The 16,006-nt window shown below is 68.7% G+C and carries 14 protein-coding genes; 12 read left to right on the forward strand and 2 right to left on the reverse strand.

The window, feature by feature from the left end; all coding sequences use genetic code 11:
• The first annotated feature begins 117 nt into the window (after positions 1–117).
• From KA383_02295 to KA383_02315, 5 genes are all read left to right on the forward strand, one after another.
• Complete coding sequence (locus tag KA383_02295) at positions 118–639, forward strand: sigma-70 family RNA polymerase sigma factor (GenBank protein ID MBP7744932.1); 522 nt, start codon at positions 118–120, stop codon at positions 637–639.
• On the forward strand, positions 629–1,177 hold the full coding sequence (locus KA383_02300) for a zf-HC2 domain-containing protein (protein ID MBP7744933.1): 549 nt from the start codon (positions 629–631) through the stop codon (positions 1,175–1,177). The genes KA383_02295 and KA383_02300 overlap by 11 nt, the downstream gene beginning before the upstream one ends.
• A gap of 70 nt (positions 1,178–1,247) precedes the next feature.
• Positions 1,248–2,237 (forward strand): hypothetical protein, encoded by a 990-nt coding sequence (locus KA383_02305; GenBank protein MBP7744934.1) that lies wholly within the window; start codon positions 1,248–1,250, stop codon positions 2,235–2,237.
• Positions 2,238–2,413: 176 nt separating this feature from the next.
• The gene (locus tag KA383_02310) at positions 2,414–4,552 is read left to right on the forward strand and encodes a hypothetical protein (GenBank protein MBP7744935.1); all 2,139 of its coding nucleotides are present in this window, start codon (positions 2,414–2,416) and stop codon (positions 4,550–4,552) included.
• A 90-nt stretch (positions 4,553–4,642) separates the two neighbouring features.
• Entirely contained in the window at positions 4,643–5,110 is a 468-nt protein-coding gene (locus tag KA383_02315) for a hypothetical protein (GenBank protein MBP7744936.1), read from the forward strand.
• Positions 5,111–6,463: 1,353 nt separating this feature from the next.
• On the opposite strand, the gene mutL is transcribed toward KA383_02315, so the two are convergent.
• Positions 6,464–8,395, reverse strand: coding sequence for a DNA mismatch repair endonuclease MutL (gene mutL, locus KA383_02320; protein ID MBP7744937.1), 1,932 nt, complete (start codon positions 8,393–8,395; stop codon positions 6,464–6,466).
• A 126-nt stretch (positions 8,396–8,521) separates the two neighbouring features.
• Between mutL and KA383_02325 the strand changes: the two genes are divergently transcribed.
• From KA383_02325 to KA383_02355, 7 genes are all read left to right on the forward strand, one after another.
• Positions 8,522–9,886 carry a dipeptidase gene (locus tag KA383_02325; protein ID MBP7744938.1) on the forward strand — a complete coding sequence of 455 codons (1,365 nt, stop codon included), beginning with the start codon at positions 8,522–8,524 and terminating at the stop codon, positions 9,884–9,886.
• A gap of 75 nt (positions 9,887–9,961) precedes the next feature.
• Positions 9,962–11,026, forward strand: coding sequence for an ABC transporter ATP-binding protein (locus tag KA383_02330; GenBank protein ID MBP7744939.1), 1,065 nt, complete (start codon positions 9,962–9,964; stop codon positions 11,024–11,026).
• Positions 11,027–11,031: 5 nt separating this feature from the next.
• Complete coding sequence (locus KA383_02335) at positions 11,032–12,363, forward strand: ABC transporter substrate-binding protein (protein MBP7744940.1); 1,332 nt, start codon at positions 11,032–11,034, stop codon at positions 12,361–12,363.
• A gap of 6 nt (positions 12,364–12,369) precedes the next feature.
• Complete coding sequence (locus KA383_02340) at positions 12,370–13,038, forward strand: MBL fold metallo-hydrolase (protein ID MBP7744941.1); 669 nt, start codon at positions 12,370–12,372, stop codon at positions 13,036–13,038.
• The gene (locus tag KA383_02345) at positions 13,035–13,541 is read left to right on the forward strand and encodes a hypothetical protein (GenBank protein ID MBP7744942.1); all 507 of its coding nucleotides are present in this window, start codon (positions 13,035–13,037) and stop codon (positions 13,539–13,541) included. Before KA383_02340 ends, KA383_02345 begins: the two co-directional genes overlap by 4 nt.
• On the forward strand, positions 13,538–14,512 hold the full coding sequence (locus tag KA383_02350; protein ID MBP7744943.1) for an ABC transporter substrate-binding protein: 975 nt from the start codon (positions 13,538–13,540) through the stop codon (positions 14,510–14,512). Before KA383_02345 ends, KA383_02350 begins: the two co-directional genes overlap by 4 nt.
• Positions 14,493–15,317 (forward strand): ABC transporter ATP-binding protein, encoded by an 825-nt coding sequence (locus tag KA383_02355; GenBank protein MBP7744944.1) that lies wholly within the window; start codon positions 14,493–14,495, stop codon positions 15,315–15,317. Before KA383_02350 ends, KA383_02355 begins: the two co-directional genes overlap by 20 nt.
• Here KA383_02355 and plsY read toward each other — a convergent pair.
• Complete coding sequence (plsY, locus tag KA383_02360) at positions 15,303–15,953, reverse strand: glycerol-3-phosphate 1-O-acyltransferase PlsY (GenBank protein MBP7744945.1); 651 nt, start codon at positions 15,951–15,953, stop codon at positions 15,303–15,305. The genes KA383_02355 and plsY overlap by 15 nt on opposite strands.
• Between the last annotated feature and the right edge of the window lie 53 nt (positions 15,954–16,006).

Consider the following 16,006-nt stretch of genomic DNA (forward strand, 5'->3'; position numbering starts at 1 on the left):
TCGCGCATTGATAGTGTGGAACGGCGTCCACTGGGCGCACGCGGCAGCGGACCGGCGGCAGGCGACGGGACAGGTCGGATGCATACGGGGACGAGCGACCCCAGAACCGGAGACCGGGTGGATATCGCTGCCATCTACGAAGCCACCTGGCCGCAGCTACGCCGGATCGCCGCGGGCCTGACGCTGGCGGCCGCCGATGCCGAGGACGCATTGCACGACGCCTATGTCGTGTTGCTGCAGCGCGGCCCGACGGCGTGCAGTGGCATGTCGGCCACTGATACCGAGCGCTGGCTGGTGCGGGTGCTCGTGAACCGCTGCCTGCTGCTGCACCGCCGGCGCGGGCGCTGGCGACGCTGGCTGGCCCGGAGCGCAGGGTGGTGGAGATCGGGCCGGACTGTGACCGGTGAGTCAGGCTGCGAGGCATCGGAAGCGCGGCAGGTGACGCGCGCCGCGCTGGAAAACCTGCCGGAGGACGAACGCGTGTGTGTGGTGTTGCGCCACTTCTGTGAACTGGACTCCGCGGAAATCGCCGCCCTGCTGGAGATTCCCGCCGGAACGGTGCGCAGCCGGCTGCGGCGTGGACGGCTCGCGTTGGCGGAGCCGCTGCTGGCGAAGGGATTGGTGGACCATGGCGCCTGAGACCTGCGACCTGATCGCCGAGCGCTTGGTGGACTACGCCGACCGCGAGTTGTCGCCGGCGGAGGCAGCCGGCGTGGCGGAGCACGTTGCGGCGTGCCCGGCGTGTCGGCGGCGGCTGGCCGCGCTGCGACAGTCGCTGGCGGCGGCGCAAGGTGTCTGGCAGAGCGTGGTGGATGAAGTAAGACCCACCGGCCCGACAACCGCGTCGCGCCGGCGGTCGGCGCGCCGGTGGTTACCGCGGGTCGGAGTGGCAGTCACAGCGGCGGCCACCCTGTTGTTTGCCGTTGCGCGTTTCGGCCGTACGCCGGAGACGGCGCCGGTCAAGCCGGTGGCCATGACAGCCGCGCAGGTGGAGCGTGAGATTCAGGACGCCGGTGCCGCACAAGCGATGCTGCTGGTGGGTGACCAGCTCGCCGAGACACCCGGCGGCCGGCCGTACGCGGAAGCTCGTTTTTATTACATCACGGAGCACTACCCGGCTACGAGCGCCGCCGCCGAAGCCCGCGCGCGCCTGGCCGCGCTGACCGAGAGAGGATGATCCAATGCCGACAATTACGACTCGTCGCGTACTCCTGATCGTGGCACTGGCGTGGTGTGTTCGCTTGACGTTGGCGCAGCCGACGACGTCGTCGGCGCCCGCGCTGGCGTATGTCCGCGGCGAACCCCGCGCCGCGGAAAAGCGCTGGGATGGCCTACCGGGCCTGGAGCATCCGCGAGTCGCGGCGACCCTGGAAACGCGGCCGGCACTGGCCGAGCCGCCCGATGGCCGCAAGATGAACATCCCAAGAGAAATCATCAAGAGCGCACTGGCGAGCGTGTTCGGCTCGCAGCGTCCGATGGGGCCCGTCACGACAGGTGGTCGGGACCGCGAAGCGGATGCCTTCTACGTTTTGAAGACCGGCGCTGGCATCGAGCGCACCGCGGTGTTTGTTGGCGAGGAGCGGGTGGCAGATCGGTGGACTGTCTACGCGGGAAGTGACGACGAGGCGCAGGCACTGGTGGAAGCGCTCCTACGTGCCTTCCCCCAGGTCGTTGCGGCCGAACTCGAACCGGCGCGCCAGAAATTCGCGCAGGCCAGCGAGCGGGTTGACGCGACGAACCGCACGATCGCCGACTGCGAACAGCAGATTCAGCAGCGCGAGCACGCGTGCCGCAACGCGGGCGTTGCCGAGATGACCGACGAGGCGATTGACGGCGCCATCGCGCGCTTCAACCAGGAGCAGCGTCTCAACCAGGTGGATATCGCCGGCATCGAGGCGAGCCTGGCCAGCGCGAAGCAGCGCGGCGGCACTGGCGAACTGAGCCCCACGCTGGCCCGCATCCAGGTGGAACTCGAGATCCAGCTCGTAGGCAAGCTGGCGCGCAAGGAGGCGCTGACGCAGGAATTGCAGGCGCTGCAGCGTGGCCGCACGGAGCGACGACACATCCGTGAGCTGGAGAAGAAGCTCGCAGAAGCGAACACATGGCTGGAAAGATACGGTCAGCGCATCCGTGCCATGTGCGCGGACGAGGTCGCCGCACTCGAAGACGTCGCGCGCGTTACCGTGGTCGACGACCGCGTTGAGATCAGCCCCATTGTCGCGCCCGGCGCACCATAGGCGGCGCGCCTCCGCCAGCTTGGGCTGTCGCCGCCGCGTCGGCGCCGGGCTGGCCCGGGGGGTTTCGCTGCGCCCGCGCCCGGCGCGATCCGGCGCCCCCCACAGCTCTGCACCCAGGTGTGGTATATTGCCGATAGTGAATTTTCGGCAGCCCCGTCCACACCTGGAGGTTGAGCGTGAACATCCTGTTGATCATGGCGGTCGCCGCCCTCGCCTTGATCCTGGGCGGTCGTTTCTACGCGCCCCTGCTGGCGCGCGTGCTAGGCGAGCGGGCGGATCGGCCAACCCCGGCCGCGCTGGTCAACGACGGACGCGACTACGTACCCACGCCGACGCCGGTTGTCTTCGCACACCACTACGCCTCGATCGCCGGCGCCGGGCCGATCATCGGCCCCGTGCTCGCGATCTACTACGGCTGGGGCCCGGCCCTGCTGTGGATCGTGCTGGGCGGCATCTTCCTCGGGGCGGTCCACGATTTCGCCGCCACGCACATCACGATGCGCGAAGGCGGCAAGAACCTCGCCGTCGTGGCCCGCCGCTACATCGGCCCGGCGGCGTTCGCCATGATGCTCGTCATGCTGGTGGCGCTGCTGGTGTTGGTCTGCGCGGCGTTCCTGGACCTCTCGGCGGCGGCCCTGACGTCCAAGGTGCCGGTGAAGATGCTCGGCCTCGGCGCGGACCAGACGACCTTCCGGACGACGGACCAGCGGCTCTTCACCCTGGACAGCCAGACGTTGGCCGGTGCGAGCGCCGCCGACGTCGTGGCCCGCCTGCGGCAACCCTTCCTGGCGCACGACCGCCCGCTGTCGGACGAGGCGCGCGTGACCGCGCTCGACGGTGGCCTGGCCTGGCAGATCGACGACCAGGAGAACCTGTACGTCGTGCGGCCGGACGGCCATCAACTGGGCGTTCACGAGCAACAGGCCGTGATCGGCGGCATCGCCTCCACCTCGGTGGTCGTGATCACGATGTTCTCGCCCCTGCTGGGCTTCCTGTACCTGAAGCGAAAAACGCCGGTCTGGCTGTGTTCGCTGCTCGCGATCGGCATCTGCGGGCTGTCGATCTGGATCGGGTTGCGCCTGCCCATGGCCGTCGAGCCGCTCACGTGGAAACTGCTGCTCAGCGCCTACGTGCTGGTGGCGGCCGGCGTGCCGGTCTGGCTGTTCCTGCAAAGCCGGGACTTCATCAACGTGCACATCCTGTACGTCGGCATGGCGTTCCTCGTCGTGGCGCTCGTCGCGGCGGCCATCCGCGGCGGGGGCCAGTTCGCCGGCGCGACGCCGATTCCGTTCAACAACTGGGCCGTCGCCAGTGCGAGCCCCAAGCTGGGGCCGGGGTGGCCGATCCTGTTCATCACGATCGCCTGCGGCGCGGTCAGCGGGTTTCACAGCCTGTGTGCCGGCGGGACGACCTGCAAGCAATTGCGCAGCGAGCCGGCCGCGCGGCACGTGGGCTACAACGCCATGCTGCTCGAGAGCTTCCTGGCGGTCTGTGTGGTGTGCTGCCTGATCGTGGGCCTGTCGCTGGCGGGTTACCAGCACTTCTGCTATCCGGCGGTGGGCAAAGGCAACGCGGTGCTGACCTTCGCGATGAGCGTGGGTAACACGACGGGGCTCGGCCTGGCCATCCCCGTGGCGTTTGGCGCGCTCGGGGCCATGCTGCTGCTCGAGGGCTTTCTGGTCACGACGCTGGACACCGCGATCCGCCTGACGCGGTACATGATCGAGGAAGGCTGGGCCACGCTGTTCCGGCGCTACGACGTTTTCGCGGAAGTCGCGCGCAGCTACGACGCGACATCCGAGCTGGGCGCGCGCGGCGCGGTCGAGATGACCGGGGCCGGCGGACTGACGATCACCAAGCCGGCGCTCCAGGACGCCCCGGCGCCGGCGCGGCCGCAGGAGACGCACGGCGTCCTCCGGGCGTTCTTCCGGCTGCTGCGCCACTACTGGGTCAACTCCGGCATCGCCGTCGGTCTGATGCTGCTGCTCGGCCTCGGCAACGGCTACAACGTGGTGTGGAAGATTTTCGGCTCGGCGAACCAGCTCCTGGCCGCGCTGGCGCTGATCGTCGCGAGCTGCTGGCTCGTCGCGCGGCAGCGACCGGTCTGGTACACGCTGCTGCCGGCGGTGTTCATGCTCGCCACGTCGGCGTACTCGCTGATCTACCTGCTGCGCACGCAGTACCTCGCGCAGTGGCCGAGCGCCGCGCCGCTGGCCATCACGGCGATCATCGTGCTGATCATGACGGCCGGCATCGTGCTGCTGGCGATCGGCCGGTTCGTACGGGACCTGTCGCGGGCCCCCGCGCCGGCGTGAACCGCCGCCCGCAGTTCCGCTATACTGTCGCCGCGCCGGGGGCTCGGTGCGTGACGTCGGGCGCATGCGAGCCGTGCACGGAGTGCGCTGATGCCGGAGTGGCTGCAAGCTCTGCCCAACAGCCTGAGTGATCCGCTCGTGCGTCGCATCGTCTGGGCGGCGGTGGGGATCATCGTGCTGGTGATCGTGCTGCGGATCATCCGGCGGGTGCGGTACGGGCTGGCCAACGCGCGTTTGCGGGCGACGCTGGCGCGCGAGCGCGACGAAATGCACCAGCAGCAGGAGGAGGCCCACCGGCTGGCGGAGCAAATCCTGGCCACCAGCTCGACGGCCCGCATCGCCGGGTACGCGATCGTGCGGCAGGTGGAGACGTTGATCACCGAGGCGCGGCCGGCGTCGGCCGGCGCGATGGAGCTGTTGAAGGCGACTGCGGCCCGCAAAGGCGCGAATGCCCTGATCAACGTGCAGACGCAGCAGACCGCGGGAGGCAAGTGGGTGGCCAACGGCGACGCGGTGGTGGTGAAGCTGATCCCGCGCCGCGGCGAAAAGGGGGGCTGAGGAAGGGATCGAGGGAATGAGGGATCGAGGGATCAAGGGACGGGGAACAGGGAACAGAACCCCAAGCGGCAGCGCCGGGCCGGCGCAGCGCGACGATGTTACAGAAGGGTGGCGACGTCGCGGCGGCGCCAGAACCCCGAGCGGCAGCGAGTGGGTCTTGTGGCACCGGCGTCCCGCCGGTGTCGCTGGCCGCGCTGCGCTCGCCGGCTGGCGCCGCCGCGCGGTAGTGCGAAGTTGTACTTCGCACAGTCGCGGCTCGCTTCCCCGCGCAGCGCGCCCGTCGCCAATCAGAACCCCGAGCGGCAGCGAGTGGGCCGGCGCAGCGCGCAGCACACAGCGCGCTCCTCGCTCATCATGGTGGATTATACGTGGCTGTCGCTCGATCTTGTCCCTCGATCTTAAGGGGCCAAGTAGGAACCGGTGTTCTCATGAAAAACGTGTCTATGGCACCTATGACGCTGATGATGCTCCTTGTCGTTGGATGCGTTGGCCCATCGGCAGATGAACGGGCCGTAGTGAGAATGGAGGCGCCCCGGATTAACGTGCACACCTATACGGTTCCGGAGAGGCTAAGAAAGACGATCACTGCGGAAGGATGTTCAGTGGAGGAACCGTCGGGACTAGACGAAGGGGCGCGACGGCTTCTGATCGTTTCCGGCACTGGCGTAGTGCATTGGCCATCTGCGACAGTCAAAGTTGAGCGCGACCGGGTCATAATCAACGGCACCGACATCGGATCATGGGGTGAAGGTTACCGTAACGTCACCGTCGCCAAGGATGGTCGTGTGTTTCCGGACTCATCTATCCCGTGGGAGCACCGGTTTTTCAAGCTCTGGTAGGGACCGTCCATTGGTGACGTGTGAGCATCCGGAAGGTTGTCGCAGCGACTATGGCTGGTCTTGCTGCCCTCGGATGCAACGGTTGAGGAAAATGGGGACATTCTGCCTTCTACTATATTTGTTTATTAGGGACAGCCACCTATAATCTTGGCGTGATCGGGGAAGATCGCACTTTCTTCTGCCCGCTGCGCTGGCCCGCTCGCTGCCGCTCGGGGTTCTGGCGCAGTCGGCGACCCGCCTCTTCCCCGTGGCTGTTTCGCCCCGTCGCTCCGTCGTTTCCCCTCCGTGCCTCGGTCGCGCGTCCGGGTCCGGTCAATCGGCCGACTCGGGGGTTGGCCGCTACGCGCGCTGCGCGGGCCCTCGCTGGCGCTTCGGGCTCGATCAGATGCGTGCGCGCGAGCGTACCGCCTCACTGAAACGGACGCATAACAGGGGTGGGACGGGCGTCCCGCCCGTCGTCGGAACGGGCAAGATGCCCGTACCACCCAGGCTGGAGTGATCCTGAAACACTTCGCTAGCGGCGATGGAACTGCCGCTCCAGGTCGCGGAGGGACAGACGCAGCGTCGTCGGGCGGCCGTGCGGACAGTGGCTGCTGCGCTCCGCTACAGCGCGGCGTTGCAGGAGTGCATCGATTTCCGCCGGCGTCAGCGGGTCGCCCGCCTTCACCGCCGCCTTGCACGCCATCATGTCCAGCACTTCGTGCAGCAGCGTGTCCGGGTTCGGCCGGGCGCCCTGCTCGGCGAGCAGGTCCAGCAAGTCGCGCACGAACCGCTCGTGGTCCACACGCTCCAGCAGCAGCGTCGGAAACGACTGCAGCGCCACGCTCTGCGGGCCGGCGGGCGACAGCTCGATCCCCAGCCGGGCGAGGGCCGCGGCGTGCGTCTCCAGCGCTTCCAGCCGGTCCGGCGGCACGCGGACGAGTTGCGGCAAGAGCAGCCGCTGCGATTCGAGGTTGCGCTCGGCGATGCGCTGCCGCAGCTCCTCGTACAGGATGCGCTCGTGCAACGCGTGCTGATCGACGAGCATCAGGCCGTCATCGGTCTCGACCACGAGATACGTGTTGTGGATTTGCAGGGCGCGCGTCGGCGGGGCTTCGGCCGTGAACTCGCCCGGCTCCGGCGTCAGACGCTCCGACGGCCGCAGGCGCGCGACCTCGGCCGGGGTGGTGCGAACCGGCGGCGACGCCCCGCTTGAATCGGTGGGCGGTGCCCACCCTACGGCTGAATCGGCGGGCGATGCTGGCCCTGCGGTGGCGGGAGTGATGGGCGGTGCCCACCCTACGGTCGGCGCGGGCGCGACGTGTGGGGCCCTCGCTTGCGCTTCGGGCTCTGATGGCGTGCCTGCGTGCCTGGGTGCCTCGGCCGCCGGTCCCCGCCGGAAGAAATCCACCATCGCCGCCTTCACGCGCTCGCGATAGTCCTCGTCCTCGCGCGGCGTGCGGAGCGGGTGATCCAGGTTGCTCGACAGGAACTTGTCGCGCAGCGCCGCCAGCACCTGCCCGTGCACGTAGTTCGAGTCCTGCCAGCGCACCTCGACCTTGGTCGGATGCACGTTCACATCCACGTGCCCCGGATCGATCGTGATGAACAGGAACGCGACCGGCGAGCGCGACGGATCGATGAGGCTGCGATATGCCTCCTTGATCGCGTGCGAGACGAAGCGGTCGCGCACGAAGCGGCCGTTGACGAAGACATACTCCCACTTGGTCGAGCCGCGACTCTCCGCGGGCGGCGCGACCAGCCCCTCAACCAGCACGCCGCCGCCCTCCCGGCGAATCGGTAGCAGGACCGCGGCGAGTTCCGGCCCGTAGAAGTCGGCGATGCGCTGCCGGCGATCGGTCGTGGAAGCCAGGCGGTGCGTGACGCGGTCCTGGTGTTTCAGCGTGAAGGCGATCTCTGGCTGGGCGAGGGCGATCCGCGCTAGCTGCTCGGTGATGTGCCCCATTTCGGTCTGGTTGGTGCGGAGGAACTTCCGCCGGGCGGGCACGGGGTAGAACAGATCGCGGACCTCGACGGTGGTCCCGGGCGGCGCGGAGCAGGGCCGCGGCCCGCGCAGTTGCCCGGCCTCGACCTGCAGCTCGTGCCCCACGTCGCTGTCGCGCCGGCGCGAGATCAGTTTCAGGCGTGCGACGGCCGCGATGCTGGCGAGGGCTTCGCCGCGAAAGCCCAGCGTGTGGATGTTGAAGAGGTCCTCGTCGGTGCGGATCTTGCTGGTGGCGTGTTGCGTGACGGCCAGCTCCAGGTCGGCGGCGTCCATGCCGGCGCCGTCGTCCGTCACCTGGATCAGCCCCCGGCCGCCGTCGAGAATGGCGATGTCGACGCGCCGGGCCCCGGCGTCCAGCGCGTTTTCCACGAGCTCCTTGACGACGCTGGCCGGCCGCTCGATGCACTCGCCGGCGGCGATCCGGCTGATGAGGGCGGGCGGCAGCAGGCGAATCTCACCCATCGAATCCGGGCCTCCATTCGCCGGAAGTATAGCCGGGAGTGATAGAATGCCGCGAACGGGTTGTGGGGTCCCGGCGGGTGTCGCCGGCCGCGCGACCGGACAGGACCTGCGAGCAGGAGCCAGAGCGTGGACAGGATCAGTGCTTATCTGCATGACCATCAGCGTGAGCACCGAGAGTGGATGACCGCGCTGTGCCGGATCCCCAGCATCAGCACGAAGCCCGAGCACAAGGACGATTGTGTCGCGGCGGCCCGCTGGACGCGGGACCTGTGCACCCGCATCGGGCTCAAGGCCGAGGTGCACGCGACTGGCGGGCATCCGTTGGTGTACGCGGAGCACTGCCAGGCGGCGGGCGCGCCGACCTTCCTGGTTTATGGCCATCTCGACGTGCAGCCGGAGGGCGACCTGAAGCTGTGGGACGCTGGGCCGTTCGAGCCGGTCGAGAAGGATGGGCTGTTAATCTGTCGCGGCTCGGCGGATGACAAGGGACAGGTGCTAATTCACCTGCGGGCGGTCGCCGCGTGGCTCGCGGTCGAGAAGCGGCTGCCGGTGAACCTGAAATTCCTGCTCGAAGGCGAAGAGGAAATCTCGTCGCCGCATCTGGGGCCGTTCCTGGAGAAGCACCGCGACCTGCTGCGCTGCGAGCACATCCTGATCTCTGACACGGGGATGTACGCGGACGGCTGGCCGACGGTGACGTATGGAACGCGGGGTCTGCTCTACAAGGAAATCCGGCTCAGCGGGCCGAAGCACGACCTGCACAGCGGATCATTCGGCGGGACGATCGCGAACCCGGCGAACGTGCTGGCGCGGATTATTGCCTCGCTGCACGATGCCGACGGCCGCGTCACGATTCCGGGATTCTATGACGATGTCGCCGAGGCCAGCTCCGCCGAGCGCGAGCAGCTCCGGTCGCTGCCGTTCGACGAGCAAGAATACCTCGCGGACACGGGCTGCCCGGGCGTGACCGGCGAAAAGGGTTACAGCACCAACGAACGCCGGTGGATTCGCCCGACGCTCGACGTGAACGGCATTTACGGCGGGTTCATGGCCGAGGGTGCGAACACGATCATCCCGGCCCGCGCGGGTGCGAAGGTCAGCATGCGGCTGGTCCCCAACCAGAAAGGCGCGCGGATCGGCGAGCTCTTCGAGCAGGCGATCCGGGCGCGCTGCCCCGACACGGTCCGGCTCGAGATTCTGCACCACGGCTCGGCTGACGCGTACGGGGCCCCGCTCGACAGCCGGCCGATGCAGGCGGCCCGGCGCGCGCTGCGTGAGGCGTTCGACCGCGAGCCGGCGTTTGTCCGCGAGGGCGGCTCGCTGCCGATCCTGCCGCTGTTCAAGCGTGTGCTCGGCGCGGACAGCCTGATGCTGGGCTTTGCTGGCCCGAACTGCAACGCGCACGGGCCGAACGAGAACGTGCGGCTGGAGGACCTGGATCGTGGGGCCGACGCCGTCGCCCGGCTTTACGCGTACTTAACGGAACGCTGACACGCCGGCAGTTGACCGATCGCGCCGCGATCCGGTTCAATACCTGACTCCCCGGCGTGCAAGCGAGGACGCAGAGTGATCCCGGTTTCCATCCGCAGTGTGGTCAAGCGATTCGGCCGCGTCCGGGCGCTCGATGATGTCACCCTGGACATCGAGCGCGGCGAGCTGTTTTTTCTGCTCGGTCCGTCCGGCTGTGGCAAGACGACCCTGCTGCGGACGATCGCGGGGTTCTATACGCCGGATGCGGGCCGCGTGCTGTTCGGTGACACGGATGTAACCGTTTTGCCGCCGCAGCGTCGCAACACGGGCATGGTGTTTCAGAACTATGCGCTCTGGCCGCACATGAGCGTGGAGGCGAACGTCGCCTTCGGGCTCAAGGTCCGCCATGTGCCGCGCCGGGAGCGCAATCGGCGCGTGGCTGAAGCGCTCGCCACGGTCCGCATGGACCCGTACGCCCGCCGCAAGCCGAATCAGCTCTCCGGCGGGCAACAGCAGCGCGTCGCCTTGGCCCGCGCGCTGGTGATCCGCCCGCAGTGTCTGCTGCTCGACGAGCCGCTGAGCAACCTGGACGCGAAGTTGCGGCTGGAGATGCGCGGCGAGATCCGCCGGCTGTGCAAAGAGGCCGGCCTGACGGGCGTCTATGTGACGCATGATCAGAAGGAGGCGCTCTCGATCGCCGACCGGATGGCGGTGATGTTCGACGGGCGAATCGGGCAGGTCGGCACGCCGCGCGAGCTGTATCGTCGGCCGGCGAACGCGGCGACCGCGGATTTTCTGGGGGAAACGAACTTCCTGGATGCGACGATCCGCAGCGCCGCGGGCGAACGGCGGATCGTCGATACGCCGATGGGCGCGTTGCACGCGGTGGCGGACGGCGGCGCGCCGACGACCGGCCCGTGCACGCTGTCGATTCGCCCGGAGGCGGTCACGGTGGACGCGGACGAACGAGCGGAGAACCGGCTGAGCGCGGAAGTGGCCGAGAGCGTGTATCTCGGCGATGCGCTGCAATTGACGCTGACGGTGGGCGACGTGCGCTTGCGGGCGACCGTGGCCGAGCGTGCCCGGCGCGCGGCGCTCGCGCCCGGCCAGACGCTGGCCTGTGCCGTTGATCCCCATGACGTTGTGATCTTGAGAGACTGAGAGACATGCGAATTGCCATTGGAATGTTGATCGCACTGGTTTTCGGGGCGGCCCTCTTGCCCGGCGCGTACGCCGAGGAATATGACCTGGAGATCATCTCGCCGCACAACGAGTACATTCAGGCCGAATTCGAACGCGCGTTCGTCGCCCAGGTCGGCCGGCCGTTGAAGATCCGCTGGATCAAGAAGGGCACCGGCCAGATCATGCAGCAGCTCGACGCCCAGGACCGCGCGACCAAGGGTGGCTCGTTCGGGCTCGATGTGTTCTTCGGCGGCGGCGTCCCCGATCACGACCAGGCGGCGGCGCGGGGCTATCTCGAGGTGGCGAACATCCCGGCAGAGATTCTCGCGGGCATTCCCCGGGAAATCGCCGGCGTGGCGAACTATGGCGCCAACAACATCTGGATCGGCTCGGCGCATTCGGCGTTCGGCATCCTGGAGCATCTGCCGGGCCTGAAGAACCAGAATCTGCCGGAACTCGAGCAGTGGTCCGACCTTGGTGAGCCGCGGATGTTCAGTTGGGTCGTGATCGCGGACCCGCGCAAATCGTCCAGTGTGCGCGTCAGCTATGAGCTGATCCTTCAGCAGTACGGCTGGGAAAAGGGTTGGCCGCTGTTAATGCAGATCGCGGCGAACGCGCGGCTGATCACGGACTCGTCCAGCGCTGTGCCGAACGAGATCGCCACGGGCAACGTTCTGGCCGGGCCGTGCATCGACTTCTACGCCTACGGCCGCGTGACCCAGGCCGGTGCGGACGTGCTCAAGTACGTCAAACCCGCCGGCGGCTTCTCGGTCACGCCCGATCCGATCTCCATGCTGCGTCAGCCGCCGCACCGCGCGCTTGCCGAGCGGTTTATCACGTTCGTCCTCAGTCCCGAGGGACAGCGGCTGTGGATCCTGCCGGCGGGCGTGGACGGCGGCCCGGCGCAGAACGCGCTGTATCGGATGCCGGTGCGGCCGGACGTGTGTCGCCAGTATGCCGCGCAGATGCTCGTCATGGACCCGTACCAGATGGAGCAGGAGGGCATTCTCCGCAAGGTGGACGACGAGCTGCAGCGCGCCCGCAACACGCTGCTGTCCGAGCTGATGGGGGCGGCGCTGCTGGACCTGCACAAGGACCTGCGCGAAACGTGGAAGGCGCTGATCGACGGTGGCATGAAGCCCGCCGCGCTGGAAGAATGGACCAGGCTGCCGTTCAGCGCAGCGGAGTCGCTCGAGATCGCCAGGAAGCTGGAGGGCGACGAGGGCCAGCGCGAACGCGAGGTTCGCCGCATCGCCCGCGACTGGACCCGGCAGTTCAAAGAGAAGTACGACCGCGTGAAGCGGCTCGCGAAGTAGACCGGCATGCACAAGCACGGCCCGCTCCAGCTCGCAGTGTTCGTGGAACCGATGTTCCAGGAGAACGCCCTGCTGCTCTGGACGGCGGACGGGCCGGCGGCGTGGCTGATTGATCCCGGGTTGCCGCCGCACGCGGAACAGATGCGCGCAGCGCTCCGGGCGCGCCAGCTCACCGCGGCGGCGATCCTGCTCACGCATTGCCACGCCGACCACATCGCCGGTGCGGGCGAGCTGTGCGCGTCACTGGACGGCGTGCAGCTCTATGCGCCGCGCGACGAGGAGCACATGCTCTCCGATCCAGAGGCGAACCTCTCCGCGCCGTTCGGGTTCAACGTCACGACGCCGCCGGCCAATCGGCTGCTCGCCCCGGGCGAAACGCTCACGCTCGGCGCCCTGACCTGGCAGGTCCTCGACGTCGCCGGCCATTCGCCGGGCGGACTCGCGTTCTACTGCGCCGCCGCCGGCGTGGTCATCACGGGTGATGCGCTCTTCGCCGGCAGCATCGGCCGGTACGATTTTCCCGGCAGCTCCGGCGCGCGGCTGCTCGCCAACATCCGTCAACATCTGTTGACGTTGCCGCCGGAGACGGTGGTCTATGCGGGGCACGGGCCGGCGACGACGATCGGCGACGAGCTCGAAACTAACCCGTTCCTGGACGAGGATTTCCGCGCATGAGGCCGCTGGGGCTGTTGCTGCTCCCGCTCTGCGTCGGCTGCGCGACCGGCGGACGGCAGGTGGCGGACGCATTCCCGCCGGGCAGCGTCGCCGCGCCATGGGTGCTGCAGAGCGAGGTGTGGGCCGGCAGCTTTGACGCGGCCGCCTCCGCGCTGGGCGACGACGCGGAAATCTGGCGGAAATACAATCCGACCCGCGTGTGGTTGGCCGTGTATACACATGAGAGCGAGACCGAGCGCAGTCTCAAGGTGCGGTGCTTCGCGTTCGGTTCGGCCGACGATGCCCGCCGGGCGTTCGCGCGTTTTCAGCCGCTCGAGGCGAAGCCGTTCGCGTACGGCGACGCGGGCTGCTGGACCGAGATCGGCGTGCTGTTCCAGTGGGGGCGGCTGGTGTGCGACATCTTCGGCGACCGCGCCTCGTGGGGCAGCCAGGTGCAGTCGTCGCTGCTAGCGGCGCACATCGCGCGGCGCATGCCTCCGGGTGCACCCGGCGATCCGCAATGAACGCGGGCGGGCTCATCGCGCACGCGTGTGCGCTGCTCGCCGCGGTGAGCGCGGGCTGCACGCGCCCCCCGGCCACACCGACCGGGCAACCCACGACCAGCGCTGCGGTCAGCACGCTGCGCGACTGGGTCGTCGATCCGCCGCTGGTCGACAGCGAGCGCGCGTTGCCTTGTCCGCGGTTGCTCAGTGCCGCCCCGAACATCACGGAGATCTGCGGCGCGCTCGGCCTGACTGAGCATCTTGTGGGCCGGACGCGCTACTGCCTGTATCCGCCCGCGATCGCGCGCGTGCGCTCCATCGGCGCGCTCAACGATCTGAACGTCGAGACACTGCTCCAGATTCGCCCCGAGTTGATCATTGTCTCCGGCGCGAGTCGCGCGATCGCCGACCGACTCACACGGCTTGGCCTGCGGTACGAGGCTGTGCCGGACTGGACGCTGGCCGACTTGTTCACGGCGATCGAGCGGATCGGCGGTCTGACCGGCCGCCCGCGGACCGCGGCGCGGCTTATCGATGGCATCCGCGCGGACCTGGACACGGTCACGACACGTTACCACACGATGCGTCCGGCCCGCGTGCTGCTGTTGACCGGGCCGCTGGCCGCTCCGCCGACGCCGCCCGATGCAGCCGGCCCGGGCTCGTTCTACGACGACCTGTTGCGGCGCGTGGGGCACACGAACGTCGTCGCGGCCGGGGGAGGCGCCTTTGCCCCAGTCGCGCTGGAATTCGTGCTGCGCGCCGATCCGGATGTGATCATCGAGCTGGCCCCGGATGCGACGCAGCGCCCCGCCGGCGACGCTGATGCGCTGCGCGCGTGGGCGCAGGTTGGCCCCCTGCGGGCAGTCGCCACCCGGCGCGTGCACGTGCTCATCGGTCCGCAGCATTTTGAGCTTGGGCCGCGCATTGCGCAGACATTTGAGGCGATTTGCAGCATCATGGCCAACGAGCAACATGAATCCGCCGCCCACTGACAACGCGACCGGCCCGCGCCTCGTGTGCGCGCACCTGCACCTCCGCCGGGGCGGACGCGACGTCGTGCAGGACGTGAACTTCACGCTGGCCGGCGACGAATGCGCGTCGCTGGTGGGACCGAACGGGTCGGGCAAGACGTCCCTGCTGCTGGCGCTGCTGGGATTGCTGCCGCCGACGAGCGGCACCGTGCGGCTCGACGGCGTGGACGTGGGCCGCCTGGCGCCGCGCGCCCGGGCACGCTATGCCGCCTACGTGCCGCAAAGCCTCGAACGCGTGCCGGCGTTTCGCGTTGCTGAAGTCGTCGCCGGCGGGCGCTATGCACACGCCGGTGCCTGGCGACCGCTGGCGGCGCGCGACCACGCGGTGATCGACCAGGCCCTGGCGCGCTGCGGTTTGACCAGCCGCGCGGACCAGCCGTTCGATACCGTCAGTGGTGGCGAGCGCCAGAAGACGCTGCTGGCCGCCGCCCTCGCGCAGGATGCGCAAATGTTGTTTCTCGACGAACCGGATACGGCCCTCGATCCGGCGGTGCAAATCGAACTGGTGGCCATCCTGCGCAGCTGGCACGACACCGGCCGCGGCATCCTGCTCATCAGCCACGACCTGCAAATGCCGGCCGCGCTGGGCGGTCGTGTCATCGCGCTCCGCGCGGGGCGCATGGTCGCGGACGGGCCGGCGGCGGAAGTGCTGACGCCGGAGCGGCTGGCGTTGGTCTACGACGCCCCCTTTGGCACGGCGACGACGGCGGACGGCACGCGGGTCGTCTTGCCCGCGTGGTGGCGCGCCGCGTCACCGCGCCTCTGATTTACTCTTTGCGCTGAGTTCTTTTCCGCCGAGCAGTCGCCGGATGTTCTCGCGGTGGCGAACGATGATGACCAGGCCCAGCAGGCAGGCCACGGTCAGCAGCGGCCAGTACTCCGCCAGCGTCAGGCCGGTCAGGTGGGCATAGGCGAAGAATGCGGCCGGAAAGACGACCGCCAGGGTGAGCGAGCCGGCCGAGACCGCGCCGGTGGTGAAGCGCACCAGTGCGTAGGCGACGAGCGCCACGGCCATCGCAATGGTGTAGTGGGGCCAGAGGCCGAGCGCGACGCCGACGGTTGTGGCGACGCCCTTGCCGCCGCGGAAGCGCAGGTACACCGGAAACACGTGGCCAAGCACGGCGGCCAGCGCGACCAGCAACAGCAGCAGGTGACGGCGCGGGTCCGCAGCCTGGCCGGGCAGCAGCAGGGAGGCGCCGAGCGTCGGGGCGAAACCCTTCAGGATGTCGAGGGCGAGGCAGAGGTAGCCCCACTTGCGGCCGACGACGCGCCCGACGTTCGTGGCCCCAATGTTGTGGCTGCCCTGCGCACGGATGTCCACGCCGTGGGCGCGGCCGATCAGCAGCCCGAACGGAATGGCCCCGAGCAGGTATGCGCCGACAATGAAAGCCGCAGCGACCACGCGCGAATACTCCACTCCGCAGCGCACGAGGGCCGGCTCAGTTTCCGGAAGAC

The organism is Phycisphaerae bacterium, assembly GCA_017999985.1.
Classification (GTDB): domain Bacteria; phylum Planctomycetota; class Phycisphaerae; order UBA1845; family Fen-1342; genus JAGNKU01.

Coding starts and splice junctions, on each gene's coding strand:
- KA383_02300 (MBP7744933.1), top strand. CDS start 629: ATGGCGCCTGAGACCTGCGACCTGATCGCCGAGCGCTTGGTGGACTAC.
- KA383_02315 (MBP7744936.1), top strand. CDS start 4,643: ATGCCGGAGTGGCTGCAAGCTCTGCCCAACAGCCTGAGTGATCCGCTC.
- mutL (MBP7744937.1), bottom strand. CDS start 8,395: ATGGGTGAGATTCGCCTGCTGCCGCCCGCCCTCATCAGCCGGATCGCC.
- KA383_02335 (MBP7744940.1), top strand. CDS start 11,032: ATGCGAATTGCCATTGGAATGTTGATCGCACTGGTTTTCGGGGCGGCC.
- KA383_02340 (MBP7744941.1), top strand. CDS start 12,370: ATGCACAAGCACGGCCCGCTCCAGCTCGCAGTGTTCGTGGAACCGATG.
- KA383_02345 (MBP7744942.1), top strand. CDS start 13,035: ATGAGGCCGCTGGGGCTGTTGCTGCTCCCGCTCTGCGTCGGCTGCGCG.
- KA383_02350 (MBP7744943.1), top strand. CDS start 13,538: ATGAACGCGGGCGGGCTCATCGCGCACGCGTGTGCGCTGCTCGCCGCG.
- KA383_02355 (MBP7744944.1), top strand. CDS start 14,493: ATGAATCCGCCGCCCACTGACAACGCGACCGGCCCGCGCCTCGTGTGC.